This is a genomic window from Streptomyces aurantiacus JA 4570 (assembly GCF_000414115.1).
Classification (GTDB): Bacteria; Actinomycetota; Actinomycetes; order Streptomycetales; family Streptomycetaceae; genus Streptomyces; species Streptomyces aurantiacus_A.
This window is the reverse complement of sequence record NZ_AOPZ01000049.1, coordinates 1-21083: the sequence shown is the minus strand read 5'-3', so window position 1 is coordinate 21083 and position 21083 is coordinate 1. Positions and strand designations below refer to the sequence as shown.

The 21083-nt window shown below is 71.6% G+C and carries 10 protein-coding genes; 2 read left to right on the top strand and 8 right to left on the bottom strand.

Features of this window, described 5'->3' with window-relative positions:
• Positions 1-92 precede the first annotated feature (92 nt).
• From STRAU_RS06120 to STRAU_RS06090, 7 genes are all read right to left on the bottom strand, one after another.
• A complete protein-coding gene (locus STRAU_RS06120) occupies positions 93-1793 on the bottom strand; it encodes an ABC transporter ATP-binding protein (RefSeq protein ID WP_037657812.1) in 1701 nt (566 codons plus the stop codon).
• Positions 1783-12840: a non-ribosomal peptide synthetase gene (locus tag STRAU_RS06115; RefSeq protein ID WP_016639378.1), complete on the bottom strand. Its 11058-nt coding sequence runs from the start codon at positions 12838-12840 to the stop codon at positions 1783-1785. The genes STRAU_RS06120 and STRAU_RS06115 overlap by 11 nt, the downstream gene beginning before the upstream one ends.
• A 58-nt stretch (positions 12841-12898) precedes the next feature.
• Entirely contained in the window at positions 12899-14686 is a 1788-nt protein-coding gene (locus STRAU_RS06110; protein ID WP_037657810.1) for an ABC transporter ATP-binding protein, read from the bottom strand.
• A 2-nt stretch (positions 14687-14688) separates the two neighbouring features.
• Complete coding sequence (locus STRAU_RS06105) at positions 14689-15741, bottom strand: iron-siderophore ABC transporter substrate-binding protein (RefSeq protein WP_037657808.1); 1053 nt, start codon at positions 15739-15741, stop codon at positions 14689-14691.
• A 94-nt stretch (positions 15742-15835) separates the two neighbouring features.
• The gene (locus tag STRAU_RS06100; protein WP_016639375.1) at positions 15836-16699 is read right to left on the bottom strand and encodes an ABC transporter ATP-binding protein; all 864 of its coding nucleotides are present in this window, start codon (positions 16697-16699) and stop codon (positions 15836-15838) included.
• A gap of 48 nt (positions 16700-16747) precedes the next feature.
• The gene (locus STRAU_RS06095) at positions 16748-17821 is read right to left on the bottom strand and encodes a FecCD family ABC transporter permease (RefSeq protein WP_037657806.1); all 1074 of its coding nucleotides are present in this window, start codon (positions 17819-17821) and stop codon (positions 16748-16750) included.
• 38 nt (positions 17822-17859) lie between these two features.
• Positions 17860-18915, bottom strand: coding sequence for a FecCD family ABC transporter permease (locus tag STRAU_RS06090; protein WP_078620990.1), 1056 nt, complete (start codon positions 18913-18915; stop codon positions 17860-17862).
• A 206-nt stretch (positions 18916-19121) separates the two neighbouring features.
• Between STRAU_RS06090 and STRAU_RS06085 the strand changes: the two genes are divergently transcribed.
• Together STRAU_RS06085 and STRAU_RS06080 are read left to right on the top strand one after the other, a co-directional pair.
• The gene (locus STRAU_RS06085) at positions 19122-20069 is read left to right on the top strand and encodes a methionyl-tRNA formyltransferase (RefSeq protein ID WP_016639371.1); all 948 of its coding nucleotides are present in this window, start codon (positions 19122-19124) and stop codon (positions 20067-20069) included.
• A gap of 26 nt (positions 20070-20095) precedes the next feature.
• Positions 20096-20305, top strand: coding sequence for an MbtH family protein (locus STRAU_RS06080; protein WP_016639372.1), 210 nt, complete (start codon positions 20096-20098; stop codon positions 20303-20305).
• A 97-nt stretch (positions 20306-20402) separates the two neighbouring features.
• On the opposite strand, the gene STRAU_RS06075 is transcribed toward STRAU_RS06080, so the two are convergent.
• Positions 20403-20714, bottom strand: coding sequence for a YidB family protein (locus tag STRAU_RS06075; protein WP_052028976.1), 312 nt, complete (start codon positions 20712-20714; stop codon positions 20403-20405).
• Between the last annotated feature and the right edge of the window lie 369 nt (positions 20715-21083).

The window sequence follows — 21083 nt, the reverse complement described above, 5'->3', positions numbered from 1 at the left end:
CGGGCCGGTGGGGGCTGGTCGCGCCCACGCGGCGGAGCCGCAAATCGACACGCCCCGCGCCCCTTTGGGGCGCGGGGCACTGCCACGTCAGGTCACCGCGCCACCGCCAGGCAGTAAGCCTCGTCGCCGGCCAGCAGGTTCCGGTGGGTGTCCTCGGCCACGACGGCGCCGTCGTCCAGGACGAGGACGCGGTCCGCGGCGTCCAGGAGGGCCGGGCTGCTGGTGATGACGAGGGTGGTGCGGCCCCGGCGCAGCTTCGCGACGTTGCGCGCGATGAGCTGTTCGGTGACCGCGTCCACGGCCGTCGTCGGGTCGTGCAGGACCAGGACGTCGGTGTCGGCGGCCAGGGCGCGGGCCAGGGAGAGCCGTTGGCGCTGCCCGCCGGAGAGGTTCGCGCCGCGGTCGCGGACGCCGTAGTCGAGACCCTCGCGGTGCAGGGCGACGACGTCGGTGAGCATGGACGCCTCGACGGCCTCGGCGACCGTCGCGCTGGTGCCCGACGGATCGATGTTCGTGCGCAGCGAGCCCGCGAAGATCTCCCCGTCGTACGGATTCACCAGCATGTGCTCGCGGACCGCCTCCATCGACAGGTCCCCGATCTCCTGCCCGCTGACCCGCACGACGCCGTCGTACGCGTGCGGCGGGACCGTTGCCGCCAGGATCGAGGCGAGGTCGGCCGCCGCGCGCGGCTGGTAGGCCGTGATCGCCACGAACTCGCCCGCGGGCACCTTGAAGTTCAGCTTGCGCAGGGTGCCGTAGGACACCCCGTCGATGTCCAGGTCTCCGCCCGCCGCCGGGCGCTCCGTGCCCGGGGTCGTCACCGGCGGCGCGGTCAGCACCAGCGCCATCCGCTCGGCCGACGCGCGCGCCACCATCACGTACTTGGGCATCTCCGAGAACAGCTTGAGCGGTTCCATGATGAACTGCGCGAGGCCCACGGCCATGACGAGTTCGCCGATGGTGATCTGGCCGTTGAAGGCCAGCCATCCCGCCGTCAGGGTCACGGCGGCGGCGAGGACCGCGTTGAGGGCCAGCGCGGTGCCCGCGTACACACCGTTCACCTTGGCGACGGTGACCGACTGGCGCCGCGCCTCCGCGCTGACCTTCCGGTAGGACCCGAACGCCGCGTGGTTGCCGCCGAAGCCGTGCAGCGGGCGCAGGCCGGTGATCAGGTCGGCGACCTTCGCGCCCGCCCGTGCCACCCGGGCCTGCTGCTCGCGGGTGCTGGAGCCGATCCGCCTGGACATCACGCTGAGGACCGACAGGATCGCGACGGTTCCCACCATCACGAGGGCGCCGAGCCGCAGGTCGGCCAGGCCGAGCGCGACCGCCGCGACCACGACCGCGACCATCGAGCTGATCAGCATCGGCACGACTTCGACGATGTCGGCGGTCTGGTCGGCGTCCTCGGTGGCGATGGTCAGGACCTCGCCGGACTTCAGGTCGACGTCCCTGGCCACCGGCTGGAGCCCGCAGCCCGCGACCTTCACCCGCCAGCGGTGCGCCTCGGTCGTGTTGGCCTTCTGCAGGATGCGCATCCCGAACCGCCACGACAGCGAAACGGTCGTGATGATCACGGCGAGGGCGCCGATGGACAGGGCGAGCGAGCCGAGGTTCCGGTCGTCCCGCATCGTGTGCTCGACGATCAGGCCGAGCGCGATGGGGAACGCCGTCTCGCCCGCCTGGTACAGGCCCATCAGGACGGTGCCCCAGGCCATGGCGCCGCGGTTGCGCCGCAGTGCGGTGCGGAGGATGTCGGACCCCGGTCGGGGCCGCTGCGTGTCAGTTCTCATCGAGGTGGCGGGCAATCGCTTCCGGGGTTCGCAGGGTGAACAGGTCACGGATCGTGATGACGGGACCGAACTCCCGGCGGAGCAGCCCGATCAGCCGCACCGCCAGCATGGAGTGCCCTCCCAGGGACACGAAGTCGCTCACCGCGCTCACCTCGTCATCATCCAGGTCCAGTGCCTCGGCGTAGAACTCGCACACGAGGGTCTCGGTCTCGGTCTCGGGACCGCGCTCCCCCGCCGTGGTCAGCGCGCCGAGCGGCTTGGCCTCCGGCAGCGCCTTGGTGTCAGCCTTCCCGTTCACCGTGAGCGGGATGCTGTCGACCTGGGCGTAGTGCGTCGGGCGCAGGAAGTCCGGCAGTCCGGCGCCCACTTCGGCGGCGACGGCAGCCAGGTCGGAGCCGTCGAGCACGAGGTAGGCGGCGAGCCGGTACGCCCCGTCGACCTGCGGGTCGGGCTGGGCGACCGCGGCGACGAACCGCACGGCGGGGTGCGCCGCGAACGCGGCCTCGACCTCGCCGAGTTCGACCCGGTGGCCGCGGATCTTGACCTGCTGGTCGGTGCGGCCCAGGTACATCAGGTTGCCGTCGGGCCGCCGGATCACCAGGTCCCCGGTGCGGTACATGCGCTCGCCGGGCGCCCCGAACGGGCACGCCACGAACCGGTGCGCCGTCTGCGCGGGCTGCCCGAGATAGCCGCGCGCGATGCCGACGCCCGCCACGTACAGCTCACCGGGAACACCGTCCGGCAGCGGCCGCAGCCAGGGGTCGAGGACGTACACGTCGGTGTTGTCGATGGCCACGCCCACCACCGGGTCCTGGCACTCGAAGGTGCCCACGCCCAGGGTGTTGATGGTGTACTCGGTGGGCCCGTACAGGTTGTAGCCGACGGTCCCCTCGGTCTCGGCCAGCCGCCGCCACAGCGTCGGGGTGACGGCCTCGCCGCCGAGCAGGACCAGGGCAGGGCGCCGTTCCGGCTTGTCGAGCAGGCCCTCGGCCACCAGCTGCTGGGCGTAGGTCGGGGTCACGTTGATGACGTCGATCCCGTGCTCCAGGCAGTAGGCGACCAGGCCCGGCGCGTCCCGGCGCAGCTCCTCGTCGCAGATGTGCACCTCGTGGCCGTCGGCGAGCCACAGCAGCTCCTCCCACGACATGTCGAACGCGAACGACACGGTGTGGGCGATCCGGAAGGTCCGGTGGCCGTGGTCGGCCAGGACCGGTTCGAAGATCCGGCGCTGGTGGTTGATCAGCATGTTGGTGAGCCCGGCGTATTCGGTCACCACGCCCTTGGGCTTTCCGGTCGATCCGGAGGTGTAGATCGTGTACGCGGGGTGGCGCAGGCGGTCCGGATCGTCCGGCGCGAACGTCACGAACGGCTCGGCCGCCGGCAGCGGGCGGTCCAGCTCGATCAGATCTCCGGTGTCGACGAGGTCGCCGGTCAGCCGGGGCGACACGGCGCTCACGGTGAGGATCACGTCCGGCCGCGCGTCCGCGACGATCGCGGCGATCCGCTCGTCGGGGTGGTCCAGTTCCAGCGGTACGTAGGCGGCGCCGACGCGCAGCACGGCGAACAGCGCCACGATCGAGTCGAGGGAACGCGGGATCGCGAGACCCACATTGGTCTCGGGGCCGATGCCGCGGCCGGCGAGCACGCCCGCCACCGCGCGGCTGCGGTCCCGGAGTTCGGCGAAGGTCATCGTCGCGCCGTGGGCGACGAGCGCCACCCGCTGCGGGTCGCGGTCGGCCGCCTGGTCGAACCGGTCGACGACGGTGTCGGTGCCGACGTCCGTGCGCTCGGCGGCCTCGGGCCGCCGCCCGGGGCCCGGCAGCGCGCCGACCCGCCCGGTCGAGCGGGCCAGGTCCTCCAGCACGCGTACGTAGTCGTCGAGGAGACCGCGGGCGCTCGCGGTGTCGCCGTGGCGGTGCTCCAGCTTGACCGTGAGCCGCTCGCCCGGGGTGACGACCCAGGTGAACGGGTAGTGCGTGGAGTCGTCGGCCCGCACCGAGGTGATGCCGTGCCGGGAGTTCATCTCGGCGAACGCGTCCATGTCCAGGAAGTTCTGTAGCACGAACAGGTTGTCGAACAGGGTGTCGTGGCCACTGGCCCGCTGGATCTCGCCGAGCCCGAGGTGCTCGTGCTCCATCGCCTCGACCCTGGCCGCCTGCACGGCCGACAGGTAGTCGCCGACCGTGTCGTCCGGCCGCGCCCGCGTCCACATGGGCACGGTGTTCAGGAGCACGCCGACGATGTCGGAGAGACCCTCGCCGTCGCGGCCGGAGACGGTCACGCCGAACACGGCGTCGCTGCGGCCGGTGTGCGCGCCGAGCAGGAGGCCGAACGCGCCGGTCAGGACCGAGTTGAGGGTGACGCCGTGCGCCTTGGCGGCTTCGCGCAGCAGGTCCGAGTGTTCGGCGGACAGCACCTGGACGAGCGGCTCCGGCAACGCGTCCGAGAGGGACGGCGTCGGCCCGGCGAGCAGCGTCGGGCCCGGGAGCGCGGCCAGGTGGTCCGCCCAGAAACGTTCCGATACGGCTGCGTCCTTGGCGTCGAGCGCCCGGGCGTAGTCCTCGAAGCTCGGCGTGGCCGGGGCCGCGTCGAGCGGCTCGCCCGCGACGACGGCCTCGTACGCGTCGAACAGGTCGCGCAGCACGATCTCGCGGGACCAGCCGTCCCACAGCAGCAGGTGGTAGCTCAGCAGCAGGCCGTCGCGGCCGTCGGGCAGCCGCACCACGGTCAGCCGGATCAGCGGCGGCTCGCCCGGGTCGAAGCCCGCGTCGCGGTCCCGGACGCGCAGCGCCTCGACCTCGGCGTCCGTGGCCAGTTCGACGGTGCGGACGTCGACGCGCCGGTCCGCCTTGAGGACCTGGACCGGGTTCCCGTCGTCGTCGCCGGCGAAGCCCGCGCCCACGACCGGGTGCCGCGTGATCACGTACGCCATGGCCTCGGCGAGCGCGTCGGTGTCCAGGCGCCGGTCGAAGGTGAAGTAGCTCTGCGCGACGTAGTGTCCGGCCTGCCCGGCCATCTGGGCCTGGAAGAACAGGCCGCGCTGGAGCGGGGTGACCGGTGCCGTGCGCTCGGCCGTCGCGGAGGCGTCCGCGACGGCCTCCAGGGCGCCGAGCCAGTGCTCGGTGATCTCGTCGGGGATGCCGTCGGCCAGGGTGAAGGTGGCGTGCAGGCTGCCGGTCGCCGCGTCGGCCCACGCGTTGACCTCGACGGCGTACGGGCTGCCCTGGTCGCCGGCGGCGAGGTGCGGCGCCTGGGACTCGCTGCCCCGGCCGAGGTAGTTGAACAGCACCTGCGGGCGGACGCCTCCGCCGCCGAGCAGCGGCGCCGTCTGCGGGTTGAGGTACCGGAGCTGTCCGTACGCGACGTGGGCGCGCTCGTCCGGCTGGCGTTCGGCGATCTCGCGCGCCGCCGCGACGGGGTCGGTGTGCGCCGTGAGCCGCACGGGCGCGATGGAGGTGAACCAGCCGACCGTGCGGGTGTAGTCGTGGTGTTCACGGGCCGGGACCCGGCCGTGCCGCTCCAGCTCGACCGCGAGATCGGTGGGCGAGGGCTGGATGTGGGTCAGGGCGGCGCGCAGCGCGCCGCACAGCAATTCGGTGAGGCCGACGCCGAGTGCGGCGGGCGCGGTGCGGGTGACCCGGTCGCTCACGTCGGGTGCGAGCGCCACGGTGGTCTCGCGCCGCCCCTCGGCCGCCGGCAGCAGCGCCGGGGCTTCGAGGGTGGTGATCCAGTGCCCGAGGTCGTCGATGCCCTCGGCGGCGTCGAGCGTCAGCGCCTCGGCGTACTCGGCGTACGACGTGGTCGGCGCCGCCAGGCTCGCCCCGCTCATGGCCGTGGTCAGGTCGTCGAGGAGGACCAGCCAGGACACCGCGTCGACGGCGATGTGGTGCACGGTGACGACCAGGGTCCGGCTCGCCTCCAGCCACGAGAACGCGATGACGTCCCCGGACTCGGGGTCGAGCCGTCCTGCGGCCTCGTTCGCCACGGCCGTCGCGTCGGTCGCGTCCGTCGCGTCCGGGCGGGCGACGGTGACCGCGCCTGCGGGTTCGGTGCGCAGCGCCCAGGCGCCGTGCTCGACGCGCAGCCGCAGCCGCAGTGCCGGGTGCGCGGCCACGACGGCGTTCGCGGCGCGCTCGGCGTCGGCGAATCCGGTGCCCTCGGGTGCCGTCAGCGTCCTGGCCTGGGCGAACCGGGCGAGCGAGCCGCCCAGTTCGCGCTGGCGCAGGATGATCGGGGTCGGCGTGACCGGGCCGTCCTCGTGGCGGACGGGAGCGGGTGCCGTCACGGCCTGCGGGGTGCGCTCGGCAAGGTGCTCGGCGAGGCCGCGCGGTGTCCTGTGGAGGAACACGTCCCGGGGGGCGATGGTCAGGCCGTGGGCCCTGGCTCGGTTGATGAGGGTGATGGCGACGATGCTGTCGCCTCCGGCGGTGAAGAAGTCTGTGTCGGGATCCACGGCTGCGCCGGGCAGTACGTCCGCGAAGATGCCGACGAGGGCCTCTAGCGGTGATTCACCTGCGGGCCGGTGGGGGCTTGTCGCGCCCCGCGGCGGAGCCGCATATCGATACAGCCCCGCGCCCCTAAGGCGGTCCGCCTGCACGTCGTCCTGTGCTGCACGGGCAGCCAGTGCCTTGCGGTCCAGTTTGCCGTTGACCGTCAGGGGCAGGGCGTCGGCCCGGAGCACCCGGCCCGGCACCATGTGCACGGGCAGCGTCGTGGACAGGAGGGCTGCGAAGTCGTCCGGCGCCTCGCCCACGACATGCGCGACGAGGTGGTCCCCGGTGTCCGCCACCGTGACGGCCACGTCGATCACGCCGTCGAGTTCCCGGACCGCGGCCTCGACCTCGCCCAACTCGATCCGGAATCCCTTGAGTTGGACCTGGTCGTCGGCGCGCCCGGCGAACTCCAGCTCGCCGTCGAGCGTCCGGCGGGCGAGGTCGCCCGTGTGGTACATGCGGGAGCCGTCGGCCGCGAACGGGTCGGCCACGAACCGGCCCGCGGTGAGGCCGGGCCTGCCCAGGTAGCCGAGCGACACCTGGTCTCCGGCGACGTAGATGGCACCCACACGGCCCGGCGGGACCGGCCGGAGCCGGTCGTCGAGCAGGTAGGTGGTCAGGCCGGGGATGGGGCCGCCGATCGGGCTGGCGTCGTCGCCGAAGGCGAAGTCGGCGTCGGTCAGCACCCGGTGGGTGACGTGCACGGTGGTCTCGGTGATGCCGTACATGTTGACGAGCTCGGGCGTGCCGGTGCCGTGCCGCTCGACCCAGCCGCGCAGCCGCCCGAGATCGAGCGCCTCGCCGCCGAAGATGATCCGGCGCAGCGCGGTGACCGACTCACCGGCGTGCCGGTCGGCCTCGATGAACTGGTAGAACGCCGACGGGGTCTGGTTGAGCACGGTCACCCCGCGCTCGCGGACCAGGCGGTGGAAGTCGACCGGGGAGCGGGTGAGGCCGTACTCCGGCAGCAGCAGCTCGCCGCCGTGCGCCAGCGCGCCCCACAGCTCCCAGACCGCGAAGTCGAAGGAGTACGAGTGGAACTGGACCCACACGTCGTCGGGTCCGAAGTCCATGTCGGGCCGGGTGTTGGCGAGCAGCGTCACCACGCTGGAGTGCGGGACGACGACGCCCTTGGGGCGGCCGGTCGACCCGGAGGTGTAGATCACGTACGCGGGGTCGTGCCAGTCGGCCCCGGACGTGACCGCGGTGGTGGCGGGCGGCAGCTCGTCCCCCTGCACCAGCACGCGGGCCGACACCCCTGCCTTCGCGAGGAGTTCGGTGAACCGGTCGCGCTGCTCGCCGTCCACGAGGACGACCTGCGGGGCGGCGTCGGCGAGGATGTACTCCAGGCGCTCATCGGGGTACGCCAGGTCAAGGGGCACGTACGCGCCGCCCGCGCTGACGATGGCGACCAGGGCGACGACCTGTTCGAGGGAGCGCGGGGCGGCGACGGCGACGCGCTTGCCCGGGCCGACGCCCGCCGCGCGCAGGGCCGAGGCCAACTCGTTCTTGGCGTCCGCCAGTTCGCCGTACGTCAGGGACCGGGTACCGCCGTCGAGAGCGCACTGGGTGACGGCGGTGGCGGCCGGGTCGCGGCGCGCGGCGGCGTCGAAGAGGGCGCCCAGAGTCGTCGGCTCGATCCGCGCGGGGCTCCGGCCCGTCCGGGGCGTCAGGTCGGCGACCAGGGCGTCCGGGCGGGCGAGCAGGCCGGTGAGGGTCTGGGCGAACGTGTCCAGGATCGCCTGGGCGCTCGTCTCGCGCAGCAGCTCGCCGTCGTAGATCAGGTTGAAGCGTAGATTTGCGGCTCCGCCGCGGGGAGGACGGCCGTCGAGTGCGCGCTCCACCACGAGGGTCAGCGGGTAGTGCGGGGCGCCCTCGTTGACGATGTCGGAGATGGTCAGGTCGTGGCCGGGTCCGCGCAGCGCGGCCACGTCGGTCGCGACGTCGAACACCACCAGGGTGTCGAACAGGGAACCGGCGCCGGTCTGGCGGCCGATGCGGGCCAGCGAGACATGCTGGTGCGGAAGGACCGCGCTCTGGTGCGCCCGCACCGCGGCGAGCAGGTCGCGCGCCGTGCTGTCGGCGGCCCAACGGGCCCGTACGGGAATGGTGTTGATGAAAAGGCCCACCATGTCCTCGATGCCGGGCACCTCCGCGTCGCGCCCGGACACCGTGGAGCCGAACACGACGTCGTCGGCGCCCAGGACGCCGCCCAGCGTCACGGCCCAGGCGCTGTGCACGGCCACGCTCAGCGGCACACCGGCCGACCGGACGGCCGCGTCGATGTCGTCCGCCGGTTCCACGGCGATGTCGGCGAACCGGTCGGACGGGGTGTGTCCCTCGGCGACCAGCGAGGAGCCGGGCAGCTCGGCGAGCTCCTCGCCCCAGACCCGGTCGCTCTCCTCGTCGTCGCGTTCGCCGAGCCAGCGTACGTAGTCGGAGAAGCCGCCGATCGGATACACGGTGCCCGGCGCGTGGTACTCGGCGAGGAGGGCGCGCAGCATCGGCGGCACCGACCAGCCGTCGGCGATGATGTGGTGCACGGTCTGCACCAGGACGTCGCGGCCGGAGCCCGCGCGGATCAGGGTGCAGCGCATCAGCGGTCCGGTGGCCAGGTCGAACCCGGCGCGCCGGTCGCTCTCGGCGTACTCGCGGATCTCGGCGTCGGTGATGCCGGGGCGGTCGAGGGTGGTGAAGGGCGCTTCCACCCCGCTGTCGAGGACGGAGACCACGCGGCCGTCGGCGAGGGCCACGAACCGTGCGGCCAGGTTCGGGTACAGCGTGAGCAGCCTGGTGGCCGCCGCCGCGAGCCGCTCGGCGTCCACCTCGCCGTCCAGCGTGAGGAGTTGCTGCTCGACGTAGGCGCCCGCCGAGTCGTCGTCGAAGACCGAGTGGAAGTACAGGCCCTCCTGCAGCGGGGTCAGCGGCAGGATGTCCCGCAGCGCCGGGCCGTCCAGGGCGTCGACGTCGGCCTGCGTGAGCGGGACGAGCGGGAAGTCGCTGGGGGTGTGGCCGCCCTGGTCGAGCGCGGCCAGCGCGGCCAGGGTCTCGCGGAAGTACGCGCCGATCGTCGTGATGTCCGCGTCGGTGAACATTCCGTCGGGCCAGGAGATGGTGGTGACCAGTTCGTACTCGCCGCCGGTCGAGCCGGGTGAGCCGGTCGGGCCGGTCGACGCGGGTTCGGCGATCGCGTTGAACTCCAGGGCACGCGGCAGGCGCATCCTCGGGTCGCGCTTCTCGCCCAACTGCCCGGTGGCGCCCGCGAGTTGCCAGTCACCGGAGGAGCCCGCGTCGAAGCGGCCCAGATAGTTGAAGAGCACCTGCGGTGCGGGCGCGTCGAACTCGGTGTCGGCGAGGTAGCGCAGGGCGCCGTAGGAGACGCCGTTGCTCGGGACCCGGGCGAGGTCTTCCTTGACCGCCTTGAGCGCGGCGGCCAGGTACGCGGGTGCGGTGAAGGCGGCCGCGGCGCCGGGGTCGACGGTCACCGGGAACAGGGTGGTGAACCAGCCCACGGTCCGGGAGAGGTCCGGCTCGAAGCCGGCGGCGCCCGCCACGAACTGCCCCTCGCGGCCGTGGCCTTCGAGCTCGATGTGCGCGAACGTCTGGTCCTGGCCGAGGTCGCGGCGCCACCGGGCGAGGGTGACGGCGAGAGCGGTCAGGAGGACGTCGTTGACGCCCGCGTGGAACTTCGCGGGGATCTCGCCGAGCAGGGCGGCCGTGACCTCGGGGCCGACCGAGACGGTGCGTATCCGCTCGTGCGCGACGGTGTCGGCCTCGGACAGGGCGCGCCTGCCCACCGGCTGGTCCGCTCCGGGCAGCGGCCGCTGGAAGTACGCGCGGTCCGCGTCGCACTCCGCGCGGCCGAGGAGCTGCGTCCAGCGCCGGAACGACGTGCCCACCGGGGGCAGCTCGATCGGCTCGCCCGCGGTGAACTGCCGCCACGCCGTGGCCAGGTCGTCCATCAGGACCCGCCAGGACACGCCGTCGATCACCACGTGGTGGGCGACCACGACCAGCTGCCGTGCCTCGCGGCGCCACACGGCGCGCAGCATCGCGCCGTCCGCCGGGTCGAGGCCGTCGGTGGCGAGCGCGACGCACTCGTCGAGCGGCCGGTCGCTCTCCTGCCAGACCACCGCCGCGTCCTCGCGGGCCTCCGGGATGTCGAAGCTCCAGCGGCCTTCGCGCACCAGCTTGGCGCGCAGCATGTCGTGCCGCCCGAGCAGGGCGGTGAGGATCTCGTCGAGGGCGTCGGCGGTCAGGTCCGCCGGGGTGTTCAGGACGACGGACTGGACGAAGCCGTCGATGGCGTCCGTGGTCTCGCCGAGCCACTGCACGACGGGCGATCCGACGACGGTGCCGGTGGCGGCGTCGGCGTGGTCCACGGTGGCGACGTCCTCGCGGCTCGCGACGGCCGCGAGGGCTCCCAGGACGCTGGTGGTGAAGATCTGGCGTGCCGTGACATACAGTCCCGCGTCGCGCAGCGCGCTGAGGAGGGATATCGCGAGGATGCTGTCGCCGCCGAGCTGGAAGAAGTCCTGGTCGGCGCCGACCTCGTCGAGTTGCAGGAGTGCCGCGACCGTCGCGCAGACCACGCGCTCGTTCTCGGTGGCGGGTGCGACGAGCGCGCCCGTGGCGATCACGGGCTCCGGCAGGGCGTTCCGGTCGAGCTTGCCGTTCGCGGTGAGCGGGAACTCCGTCATCACGACGAGGTGGGCGGGCACCATGTACTCGACCATGTGCTCCGCGGCCCACGCCTTGACCTGGTCCGCCTGGAGGTCCTCGCTCCCGGCGGCCGGGATGACGTACCCCACGAGGTAGGTGCCGCCCGCCGCGTTCTTCTTGGCGACGACACAGGTGTGGCGTACGTCCGGGTGCTCGGCGAGACCGGCCTCGACGTCCTCGATCTCCAGGCGCATGCCGCGGATCTTGATCTGGTTGTCGGCGCGGCCGAGGAAGTCCAGGGATCCGTCGGGGGCGAACCGGGCGAGGTCGCCGGTCCGGTACAGCCGGGAGCCGTCGTTGGCGAAAGGATTCGCCACAAACCGGGACGCCGTCAGTCCGGGCGCGTTGACGTACCCGCGCCCCAGCAGGAACCCGCCCACGTACAGCTCGCCGCCGACGCCCACCGGCACCGGGCGCAGCTCGTCGTCGAGGACGTACAGCTGGGTGTTGGGGTTGGCCTTGCCGATCGACGTCGACAGGCGTTCCGCGGCGCCGCGGTAGATGACGTGCGAGACGCCGATCGTCGTCTCGGCGGGGCCGTAGCCGTGGTACATGGGGATGTCGAGCTTGGTGCGGAACCGCTCGTACAGCTCCGGGGTCAGCACCTCGCCGCCGCACCACACGTGCCGCAGGCTGTCCAACCGCCCGGAGTCGCCCGCGATTTCGAGCAGCACGTCCAGCATGGACGACACCAGGTACGTGAAGGTGACGCGCTGTTCGGCGATCACGCTCAGCAGGTGGTGCGGGTCGCGTTCGCCGCCGGGCCGAAGCACCACCAGCCGGCCGCCGCTCACCAGCGGCAGGAAGATCTCGTTGATGGAGATGTCGAAGGACAGCGGCGCCTTGAACAGCGACGCGTCGTCGTGGCCGAAGCCCAGGATCTCGTCGACCTGCCACAACAGGCGCTCGCTGATCGCCTCGTGACGGATCATCGCGCCCTTGGGCCGCCCGGTCGAACCCGAAGTGAAGATGACGTACGCCAGGGCATCGCCGGGCGGGGTGATCCCGGTTCCTTCGGCCGGCAGGGCGCCGAACTGCCAGTCGTCGAGGTCGACGGCGACGGCTTCCGGTTCGCTCGGGTCGTGCGCGCCGGTGTCGTTGAGTTGCAGCACGACGCGGGCGTCGTCGATGACGACGGCGCGGCGCGCGGCGGGCCACTGCGGGTCGAGCGGCACGAACGCGCCGCCGGCCTGGAGCACGCCGAGCAGCCCGATGACCATCTCGGCGCTGCGGCCGAGCGAGATGCCGACGACCTGTTCGGCGGTGAGGCCGCGTGCGATCAGGTGGTGGGCCAACTGGCTGGAGAGCTCCGCTGCCTGACGGTAGGTCAGCGACCGGCGCTCGTCGACGATGGCGACGGCGTCGGGCCTGGTGCGGGCCTGCTCGCGGAACATCTCCACGATGGTCGGGCGGACCCGGTCGGCCTCGGTGTCGTTCCACTCGGCGAGCTGCTCGAGCCTCGCCGCCACGGTGGACGGGCCGATCGTGCCGAGGGGCCGGTCCGGGAAGTCGGCCAGGTCGTCGAGGGCGAGCTGCGCGTCGGCCGGCTCGACGCCCGCGGGAACGGTGATGCTCCGGTCGTCCGCGCCGATCTCCCAACCGCCCGGCCCCGTACCGCCGTTGTCGACCCACCCGAGCACGTCGGCGAACAACGTGCCGGGGGTGAGGTCGATGCCGTCGGGGCTCTGGCCCGTCGCCCAGTACGAGAGGCCGATGGCGCAGGCTTCGGTGATGGTCCTGTCCGAGTAGCCGGAGGAGGCGCCCGCTCGCCGGCGTACGTCGGCCAGGCGCGCGGGAGAGAGCAGTACGGGACGAGCGGGCGATTCCATCATCGGAGACTCAGCATTTCCTTCCAAGGACCTAAGTTAGTCCCACCTTACTAAGGTTTACCTAACTACCTTCTCGCCAGGCTCGCCACAGTCGTGCGTACCGGCCGCCGAGCGCCACCAACTCGTCGTGGGTGCCTTGCTCCACGACGCGGCCCGCGTCGAGCACGGCGATCCGGTCGGCCGCCATCGCCTGTGTCAGCCGGTGCGCCACGAACAGCGTGGTCCGGCCCGCGCAGGCGGCGAGCACGGCCCGCTCCAGCTCGGCGGCGCCCTCGCTGCCGGCCTCGGCGGTCGACTCGTCGAGCACCACCACCGGCGCCCGCCCCAACACGAGCCGGGCCAGGGCGATATGGGCGACCTTGGTGACGTCCAGGCGTTCGCCGCCCTCGCCGACCATGGTGTCCAGCCCGTCGGGCAGGGCCTCGACCCAGCCGTCGGCGCGGACCGTGCGCAGCGCGTCCATCAGCTCGGCGTCACTCGCTCCCGGCGCGGCGAGCCGCAGGTCCTCGGCGAGCGTGCCGGAGAACACGTGGGTCTCCTGCGTCAGGATGCTCACCAGGGCCCGCGCCCCGGCCTCGTCCAGGTCGGCGAGGTCGGTCGAGCCGACGCGCACCGATCCGGCCTGCGGGGTGCCGATGCCGGCGATGAGCGCGGCCAGCGTCGTCTTGCCCGCTCCGGTCGCGCCCACCAGGGCGAGCGAGCCGCCCGCCGGGATCGTCAAGTCGACGTCCCTCAGGACCGGTTCCTCGGTGTCGGGGTAGCTGAAGGTCAGGCCCTCCACGGTCACCGCGTACGGGGCGGAGTCCGCCGGCGCGACCTTGGTGTCGCCGACGAGCCGGTCCTCGGCGTCCTCGCCGAGGACGCCGACCAGGCGGGTCAGGCTCGCGCCGGACTTCTGCGCCTCGTCGAAGGTGAACATGATGGCGCCGAGGGGCGTGAACAGCCGGTGGAACATCAGCGGGGCCGCCGACACCTCGCCCAGGCTGGCCGCGTCGGCCTCCAACAGGGCGTATCCCACCACGAGGATGAGGACGAGCCCGATGAACTCGGCGCGGTTCTCCCGGCCGACGAACCGGCCGAAGAACCGGAACACGTCGATGCCGTAGTTGCGCACCCGCCAGGACTCGTCGGTGACCTTCTCGCGGAAGGTGTCCTCCAGGCGGTAGGCCCGGACCGTGTCGATCCCGTTGAGGCCGCTGATCAGCGCCTGCGCGCGGTCGGCCTGGGCCACCCGCTGCTTGCGGTAGAGCGGGGCGGACCTCGGCAGATACCAGCGCAGGGCCAGTGCGTACGCGGGCAGCGCGCCGGCGCCCGCGAGGCCGAGCCGCCAGTCGAGGCCGAACATGCCGACCGTGGCGATGAAGACCAGGACGCCCGCCGAGAACACCGTGGGGATGGCGGTGCGGATGCCCTTGGACAGCACGGCCACGTCGTCACCGACGCGCGACAGCACGTCTCCCCGGCCGACCTGTTCGATGCGTTGGCTCGGCATTCCGAGCACCGCGCGGACGGCGGCTTCCCGCAGCTGGGCGAGCAGATCCGCGCCGAGCCGCCCGATCAGATAGGTCGACACCGCGGTGGCCGCCGCGCCGAGCAGCGCGGCGGCGGCCATCAACACCCCGACGGTGACCAGGATCGAGCGGGATTCCCCCTCGACGACTCCGTCGACCACGCGGCCGAGCAGGAGGACCGGGAGGACCTGGAGCGCCGCCCCGGCCACCGTGCTGAGCACGGTGGCCGCGGTCAGCCAGGGCATCTCGCGGCAGTGTGCCGCGACCCATCGGGTGGCCTCGCGTCCGGACGCCGTGCGCAGGTTGGCCGGGGCGGGGCGTGTCTCCGTCGTGCTCACACCTAGTCGACCGACTTGACGAGCTCGTCGATCGCGTACGGCAGGGACAGCAGCGTGCCCTGGGACATCGCCGCGCCGACCGCCGGGCCCTCGCTGTCGAGCAGGTAGGACACGTTGCCCTTCTTGACCGCCTTCAGGTTGGTGAAGAGCTTGAACTTCTTCAGCGCTTCCTGGTCGGCCTTGTCGTTGATGACGAAGAGGTGGTCGACGTCGACGAGGTCGATGCGCTCGGGCGAGAGCACGGTGAAGAACTTGCCGTCCGCGACCTCGTCGATCTTCTTCTGGCCCTTGAAGCCGATGCCCGTGACGAGCCGTCCGCGTACGTCGGTGGTGGTGAACGGCGCGATCGAGTCCTTGTACCAGGACAGCGGGACGGCGGTCTGCTTGGCGAACTCCGGGTGGTCCTTCTTGGCCTTGTCGAGCTTGGCCTGGATGCCCTGCACCAGCTTCTTGCCCTTGGCCTCCTGGCCGAGCGCCTTGCCGATGTGCACCGCGTTGTCCTGCCACGGAGCGCTGAAGGGCTCCTTCTCGGCCTTGGTGCGGCCCACCGTCGGGGCGATCTTGGAGAGCTTCTCGTAGCCGCCCTTGTCGATCTCGGAGTAGACCGCGATGATCAGATCCGGCCGCAGGGCGGCGATCTTCTCGTAGTTGGGGCCGGTGTCGCCGTTCTTCATGACGACCTCGGGCTTGGTGTCGCCCCACTTGTCCTTCACCCAGGGCCACTGGGTGTTGATGTCGGGGCTCTTCCCGGACGGGTTCGGGTACTGGTCGGTCATGCCGACCGGCTTGACGCCGAACGCCAGGACGGCCTGGTCGTCGGTGTAGCCGACGGTGACGACCCGCTTGGGGGCCTTGGATATCTTCGTCGACCCGAACGCGTGCTCCACGGTGACCGGGAAGTTGCCCGCGGCGGCCGGGGCGGCGTCGTCACTCTTCTTGTCCGACGAGTCCGAACCGCCGCATCCCGCGAGGAGGCCGACGCCGAGGGCCGTGGCGGACGCTATGGCCGCCACCCGCCGCCAGGGCCGCATGAGCGTCGTTCGATGGAGTCGCATCCAAGATCCCTTGCCTTCACGCTGTCCGGTTTTCGCCCCTGCTTAGGGCAGGCAAACTTTATCTCGCCAAGATGAGGTTAGCCTAGCCTAAGTCTCAACTTGTCGGCGCCGGAGCCAGGTCGAGCTGAACGTGCGTGCGGCCGATCGGCACGATCAGCGGCCGGTCGCCCACCGGGTCGTCAATCACCCTGGCGCGCAGGCCGAACGCCTCGTACAGCAGCTCGGCGGTGATCACATCACGCGGGTGCCCCTGCGCGAGCACCGACCCCTCCGCCATCACGACGAGGTTGTCGCTGTAGCGCGTGGCCAGATTGAGGTCGTGCAGCACCATGACCACGGTGCACCCCGACTCGTGCAGGTCGTCCACGAGGTCGAGCACGTCGACCGCGTGCGCCAGGTCCAGATACGTCGTGGGCTCGTCCAGGAGCAGCAGGTCGGTGCCCTGGGCCAGCGTCATCGAGATCCACACGCGCTGGCGCTGCCCGCCGGACAGCGCGTCGACCGGCCGGTCCGCGAGATCGGACACCCCGGTCATGGCGAGGGCGCGCTCCACGACGTCGGCGTCGTCCGACGACCACTGGCGCAGCCAACTCTGGTGCGGGTGGCGGCCCCTGGCGACCAGGTCGGCCACGGTGAGGCCCTCCGGCGCGACCGGCGCCTGCGGCAGCAGGCCGAGTTTCTTCGCCACGTCCTTGGTCTTGAGCTTGACGATGTCCTCGCCGTCCAGGACGACCGTGCCCTTGGTCGGCCGGAGCAGCCGCGTCAGGGTGCGCAGGAGAGTCGACTTCCCGCAGCCGTTGGGGCCGATGATCGTGGTGATCACCCCGGGCGGGATCGCCACGTCGAGATCGTCGATGACGGTCCGGGCGCCGTACCCGACGGTGACGCCCCTGGCTGCCAGCCGTGCGGCGTCGTCGACCACGCCGGTCTCGATCTCGGTTATGTGCTGAGCGACCACAAGCCCCCCTCGCCTATTAAGGTTTGCCTCACCTTTGTACCAGCTATCTCAGGCTGTCCCTTGCCTGAGGTTCGCCCGTACCAGCAGATAGACGAGGAAGGGGCCGCCGATCGCGGCGGTGACCACGCCGACGGGGAGCGTGATCGGCAGGGCCGTGCGCGCGACCAGGTCCGAGCCGATCAGCAGCAGCGCCCCGACCATGCCGGAGGCCATCATCGGGGGCGTCGGGCACCTCGCGAGGCGCATCGCCACCTGCGGCGCCACCAGCGCAACGAACGGGACAGGGCCCGCCGCGCTCACCGCCACACCGGCCAGCAGGACCGCGCAGAGCAGCAGCACCGCCCGCACCATCTGGAAGCGGACGCCCAGACCCGCGGCCACCTCGTCGCCGAAATGCATCGGTTTGAACTGAAACGCGACGCAGGACACGACGGCCAGGAGGGCGAGCGTGCACCACAGCGCGATCTTGACCTCGTCCCACGACCGGTCCTCGAGCGAGCCGACCAACCACGCCTGGGCGCGGGCCACATCCCTGATGTCGGCCGTGACCAGCAGCCAGGTGGTGATCGCCTCCATCACTGCGCTCACCGAGATGCCGATGAGGATCAGCCGGAAGCCGTCGATCCCGCGCCGCCACGCCAGGAAGTACACAAGGAGGCCCGTGCCGAGCCCGCCCGCGAGCGCCGCCGCGGACAGGCCCACGGAGCCCATGATCGCCGCGCTGGCCCCGCCCGACACCGTCACCAGGAACACCGCGACCGCGCTTGCGCCGTGAGTGATCCCCAGGACGTCCGGGCTGGCCAGCGGATTGCGCGCGATGGACTGGGTGATCGCCCCGGACACGCCGAGCGCGACGCCCACGACGAGCCCGGCCATGGCGCGCGGCATGCGCAGGTCCATGATGATGAACTGGTCGACCTGCTCGCCCCGGCCGAAGAGGGTGGCGATCACCTGGGACAGGCCGATGGGGAAGTCCCCGACGGAGATGGACAGGCAGAAGACCAGAAAGGCCGCCGCCGCGAGCAGCAGCGTCACGCCGACGATCCAGGGCCGCCAGACGAACGACACCCGGCCGAGGCGCACACCGGGCGCCACCGATGACTTCACGTTTGTCCCGTTCATGCGCTCTTGTGTCCCGTTCGTGCGCTGCCGTGTCCCGCTCATGCGCTCTTGAACTTTCCGCGCCACACCAGTCCCGCGAAGAACGGGGCGCCGAGGAGGGCGACGACGACGCCCGCGTCCAACTCGCCCGGCCGCACCACCAGGCGCCCCACGATGTCGCAGACCAGCAGGACGACCGCGCCGAGCAGACCCGCGTACGGCACCAGCCAGCGGTAGTCCGGGCCGGTCAGATAGCGGGCCACGTGGGCCACCATGAGCCCGAGGAACGCGATGGGGCCGCAGGCCGCCGTCGCCGCGCCCGCGAGGAGCGTGATGGCGGCGATGCCGATGGTCCGGCTCAGCGCGATGTTCACGCCGAGGCCCCGCGCCACGTCGTCACCCAGGTTGAGCAGGTTGATGGCGGGCAGCGTGAACGCGGCCAATACGAGTCCGACGGCGATGAACCCGGTCACCGGCCAGATGACGTCGAATCCGACACCCGCCACGGAACCGGCGTTCCAGAACCGCAGCGCGTTCAGCGACTCCTTGTCCGACAGCGCGACCGCCGTGGTCATCGCGGCGAGGAAGACCGTGATCCCCTGCCCGGCCAGCGCCAGCGTCAAGGGGTTTCCGGCCCCCCGCCCGATGCTCGCGAGCCCGAACACGACGACACCGGTGACCGCGGCCCCCGCGAAGCCGAACCAGATGTACTGGAAGGGATTGGAGAGTCCGAACACGGCGATCACCGACACCACGGCGAACGAGGCGCCGGCGTTCACGCCCAACAGGCCCGTGTCGGCGATGGGGTTGCGCGTGTAGCCCTGGATCAGCGCCCCGCCGACCCCCAGGGCGACGCCCGCCACGATCGCGAGCACCGTCCGGGGCACCCGCACGGTCTGCACGATGAGCCGGATCTCGGTGAGCCGCTGATCGGAGTCCGGCGCCGAGAACAATCCGTGCCACACGTCGGCGGGACTCAACGCCCGCGCACCGACGGCCAACGACACCACCGCCACGATCACGAGGATCGCCACCAGCGTGCCCAAACCCACAACCCGGCGCCGACGGGCCTCGACAACCCTGGGTGCGGGGCTCTCAACTGCAGTCGTGCCCATGGCGAAGTACGTTATCCCTTTGATCGGTTACGCAAGGGCGCACCCCAGAGTTTAGGTGAGCCTAAGTTAACCCTAGTGGCGTTTCGTGCGGGCAACCAGGCCCATGGAGGCCGACGGGCGCCGGGGCACCGTAGACCCGCGTTTGAAAACTAAGGTAAGCCTTGCTTTACTGACGCGGGTCAATCCCTGCCCTGAGGAGGAACCCCATGCGGGTCGTCATGTTCGGCTATCAGACCTGGGGGCACCGCACGCTCCAGGCCCTTCTCGATTCCGAGCACGACGTGGTGCTTGTCGTGACGCACCCCAAGAGCGAGCACGCCTACGAGAAGATCTGGAGCGACTCGGTCGCCGATCTCGCCGAGGACAACGGCATTCCCGTCCTCCTGCGCAACCGGCCCGACGACGACGAGCTGTTCGAGGCGCTCAAGAGCGCCGACCCGGACATCATCGTCGCCAACAACTGGCGGACCTGGATCCCGCCGCACCTGTTCAACCTGCCGCGTCGCGGCACGCTGAACATCCACGACTCGCTGCTGCCGAAGTACGCCGGCTTCTCCCCGCTGATCTGGGCGCTGATCAACGGCGAGCCCGAAGTGGGCGTCACCGCGCACATGATGAACGACGAGCTCGACGCCGGCGACATCGTGCGGCAGGAGGCGGTCCCGGTCGGCCCGACGGACACCGCCACCGACCTCTTCCACAAGACCGTCGACCTCATCGCCCCGGTGACCATCGGCGCGCTCGACCTCATCGCCTCCGGGAAGACCGAGTTCACCAAGCAGGACCGGTCCCAGGCCAGCTTCTTCCACAAGCGGTCGGACGAGGACAGCCGCATCGACTGGAACTGGCCGGCGGAGGACCTCGAACGCCTGGTCCGCGCCCAGTCGGAGCCGTACCCGAGCGCGTACACCTTCCACAAGGGCAAGCGCCTGGAAATCCTGGCCGCGGTGGTGTCCGAGGGCCGCTACGGCGGCACGCCCGGCCGCATCTTCTACCGCGAGGGCGAGGGCGTGGCGATCGTCGCCGGTGCCGACGCCCGCTCCGGCCGCAACCACGGCCTGGCCATCACGCGCGTACGGACCGAGGACGGCCGGGAGTTGGCCGCCACGGAGTACTTCACCGCCATGGGCGGCTACCTGACCAGCCGCCCCTGACCCTGAGCCCCGAGGAGCAACCTCAGATGAGCAACCCGTTCGACGACCCCGAGGGCCGGTTCTCCGTGCTGGTCAACGACGAGGGCCAGCACAGCCTGTGGCCCGAGTTCGCCGAGGTGCCGGCCGGCTGGAGCGTGGTCCACGGCCCCGCCGACCGCCAGTCCTGCCTGGACCACGTCGAGGCCAACTGGACCGACCTGCGGCCGAAGAGCCTTCAGGAGGCGGCCCGCGGCTGACGCGCGGCGAGAGCCGGAGCGCACCCCGCGAACGCGCACACGAGAAGGGGCCGGGCCGCGAACGAACTCGCGGCCCGGCCCTTCGGTTCCGATCGCGTCAGGAGGGCAGTTCACCGTTCGGGCTCATCGTGTCCACGGTGGCCGGCAGGACCGCGGCGACCTTCTGCGCGACCTCGTCCGCACTGGAGCCGATGACGAGGGCTATCCGCTCGATGCTCGGGCCGAGGGCCTTGGTGAGCTCGTCGGCGGTGAGGGGCAGGTTCTCGCCCGTGCTCACCCAGGAGTCGAGCTTGTCGCCGAGGCCGGCCTGCCGCAACTCCTCGATGGCGGCGCCGACCTGGCTCCCGTCGAAGAGGGTGGCGATGAGGGTGTGCTCCAGAGGCGAAGCCGGCGCTTCGAAGGCAGCCATGTCTTTCTCCCATGCGTAAGTGCTGAGCAATGTGGATCGATGGTTCCCGGGCGCGACGGCCGGTCGTCACCGGGTTTCACCGGTGTGCTCCCCGCCGTCGAGACGCCCTTGCCGGACGAGACGCGGGCGGCGCGGTCGACGGTTGCCCCGGAAATGTCGAGGGACGGTGAACAAGCCGTGCCCCGGGGCGAGTTCACCGGCCGAGCGCCCGTATTCCGCCACGGCGGAACGGCCATCGGGTGAACCCCCGATGGCCACACCGCGACCCTCCGAGCCGGTTTCTCAGCGCTCCGCGCCCGGCCCCGTCGGCTCGAACGTACCCGCCGGCTCGAACGGCCCGTCGTCCACCCGCACCAGCCGGAGATCTCC

Coding starts and splice junctions, on each gene's coding strand:
- STRAU_RS06080 (WP_016639372.1), top strand. CDS start 20,096: ATGAGCAACCCGTTCGACGACCCCGAGGGCCGGTTCTCCGTGCTGGTC.
- STRAU_RS06095 (WP_037657806.1), bottom strand. CDS start 17,821: ATGAACGGGACAAACGTGAAGTCATCGGTGGCGCCCGGTGTGCGCCTC.
- STRAU_RS06120 (WP_037657812.1), bottom strand. CDS start 1,793: ATGAGAACTGACACGCAGCGGCCCCGACCGGGGTCCGACATCCTCCGC.
- STRAU_RS06075 (WP_052028976.1), bottom strand. CDS start 20,714: ATGGCTGCCTTCGAAGCGCCGGCTTCGCCTCTGGAGCACACCCTCATC.
- STRAU_RS06085 (WP_016639371.1), top strand. CDS start 19,122: ATGCGGGTCGTCATGTTCGGCTATCAGACCTGGGGGCACCGCACGCTC.
- STRAU_RS06105 (WP_037657808.1), bottom strand. CDS start 15,741: ATGCGACTCCATCGAACGACGCTCATGCGGCCCTGGCGGCGGGTGGCG.
- STRAU_RS06115 (WP_016639378.1), bottom strand. CDS start 12,840: ATGATGGAATCGCCCGCTCGTCCCGTACTGCTCTCTCCCGCGCGCCTG.
- STRAU_RS06090 (WP_078620990.1), bottom strand. CDS start 18,915: ATGGGCACGACTGCAGTTGAGAGCCCCGCACCCAGGGTTGTCGAGGCC.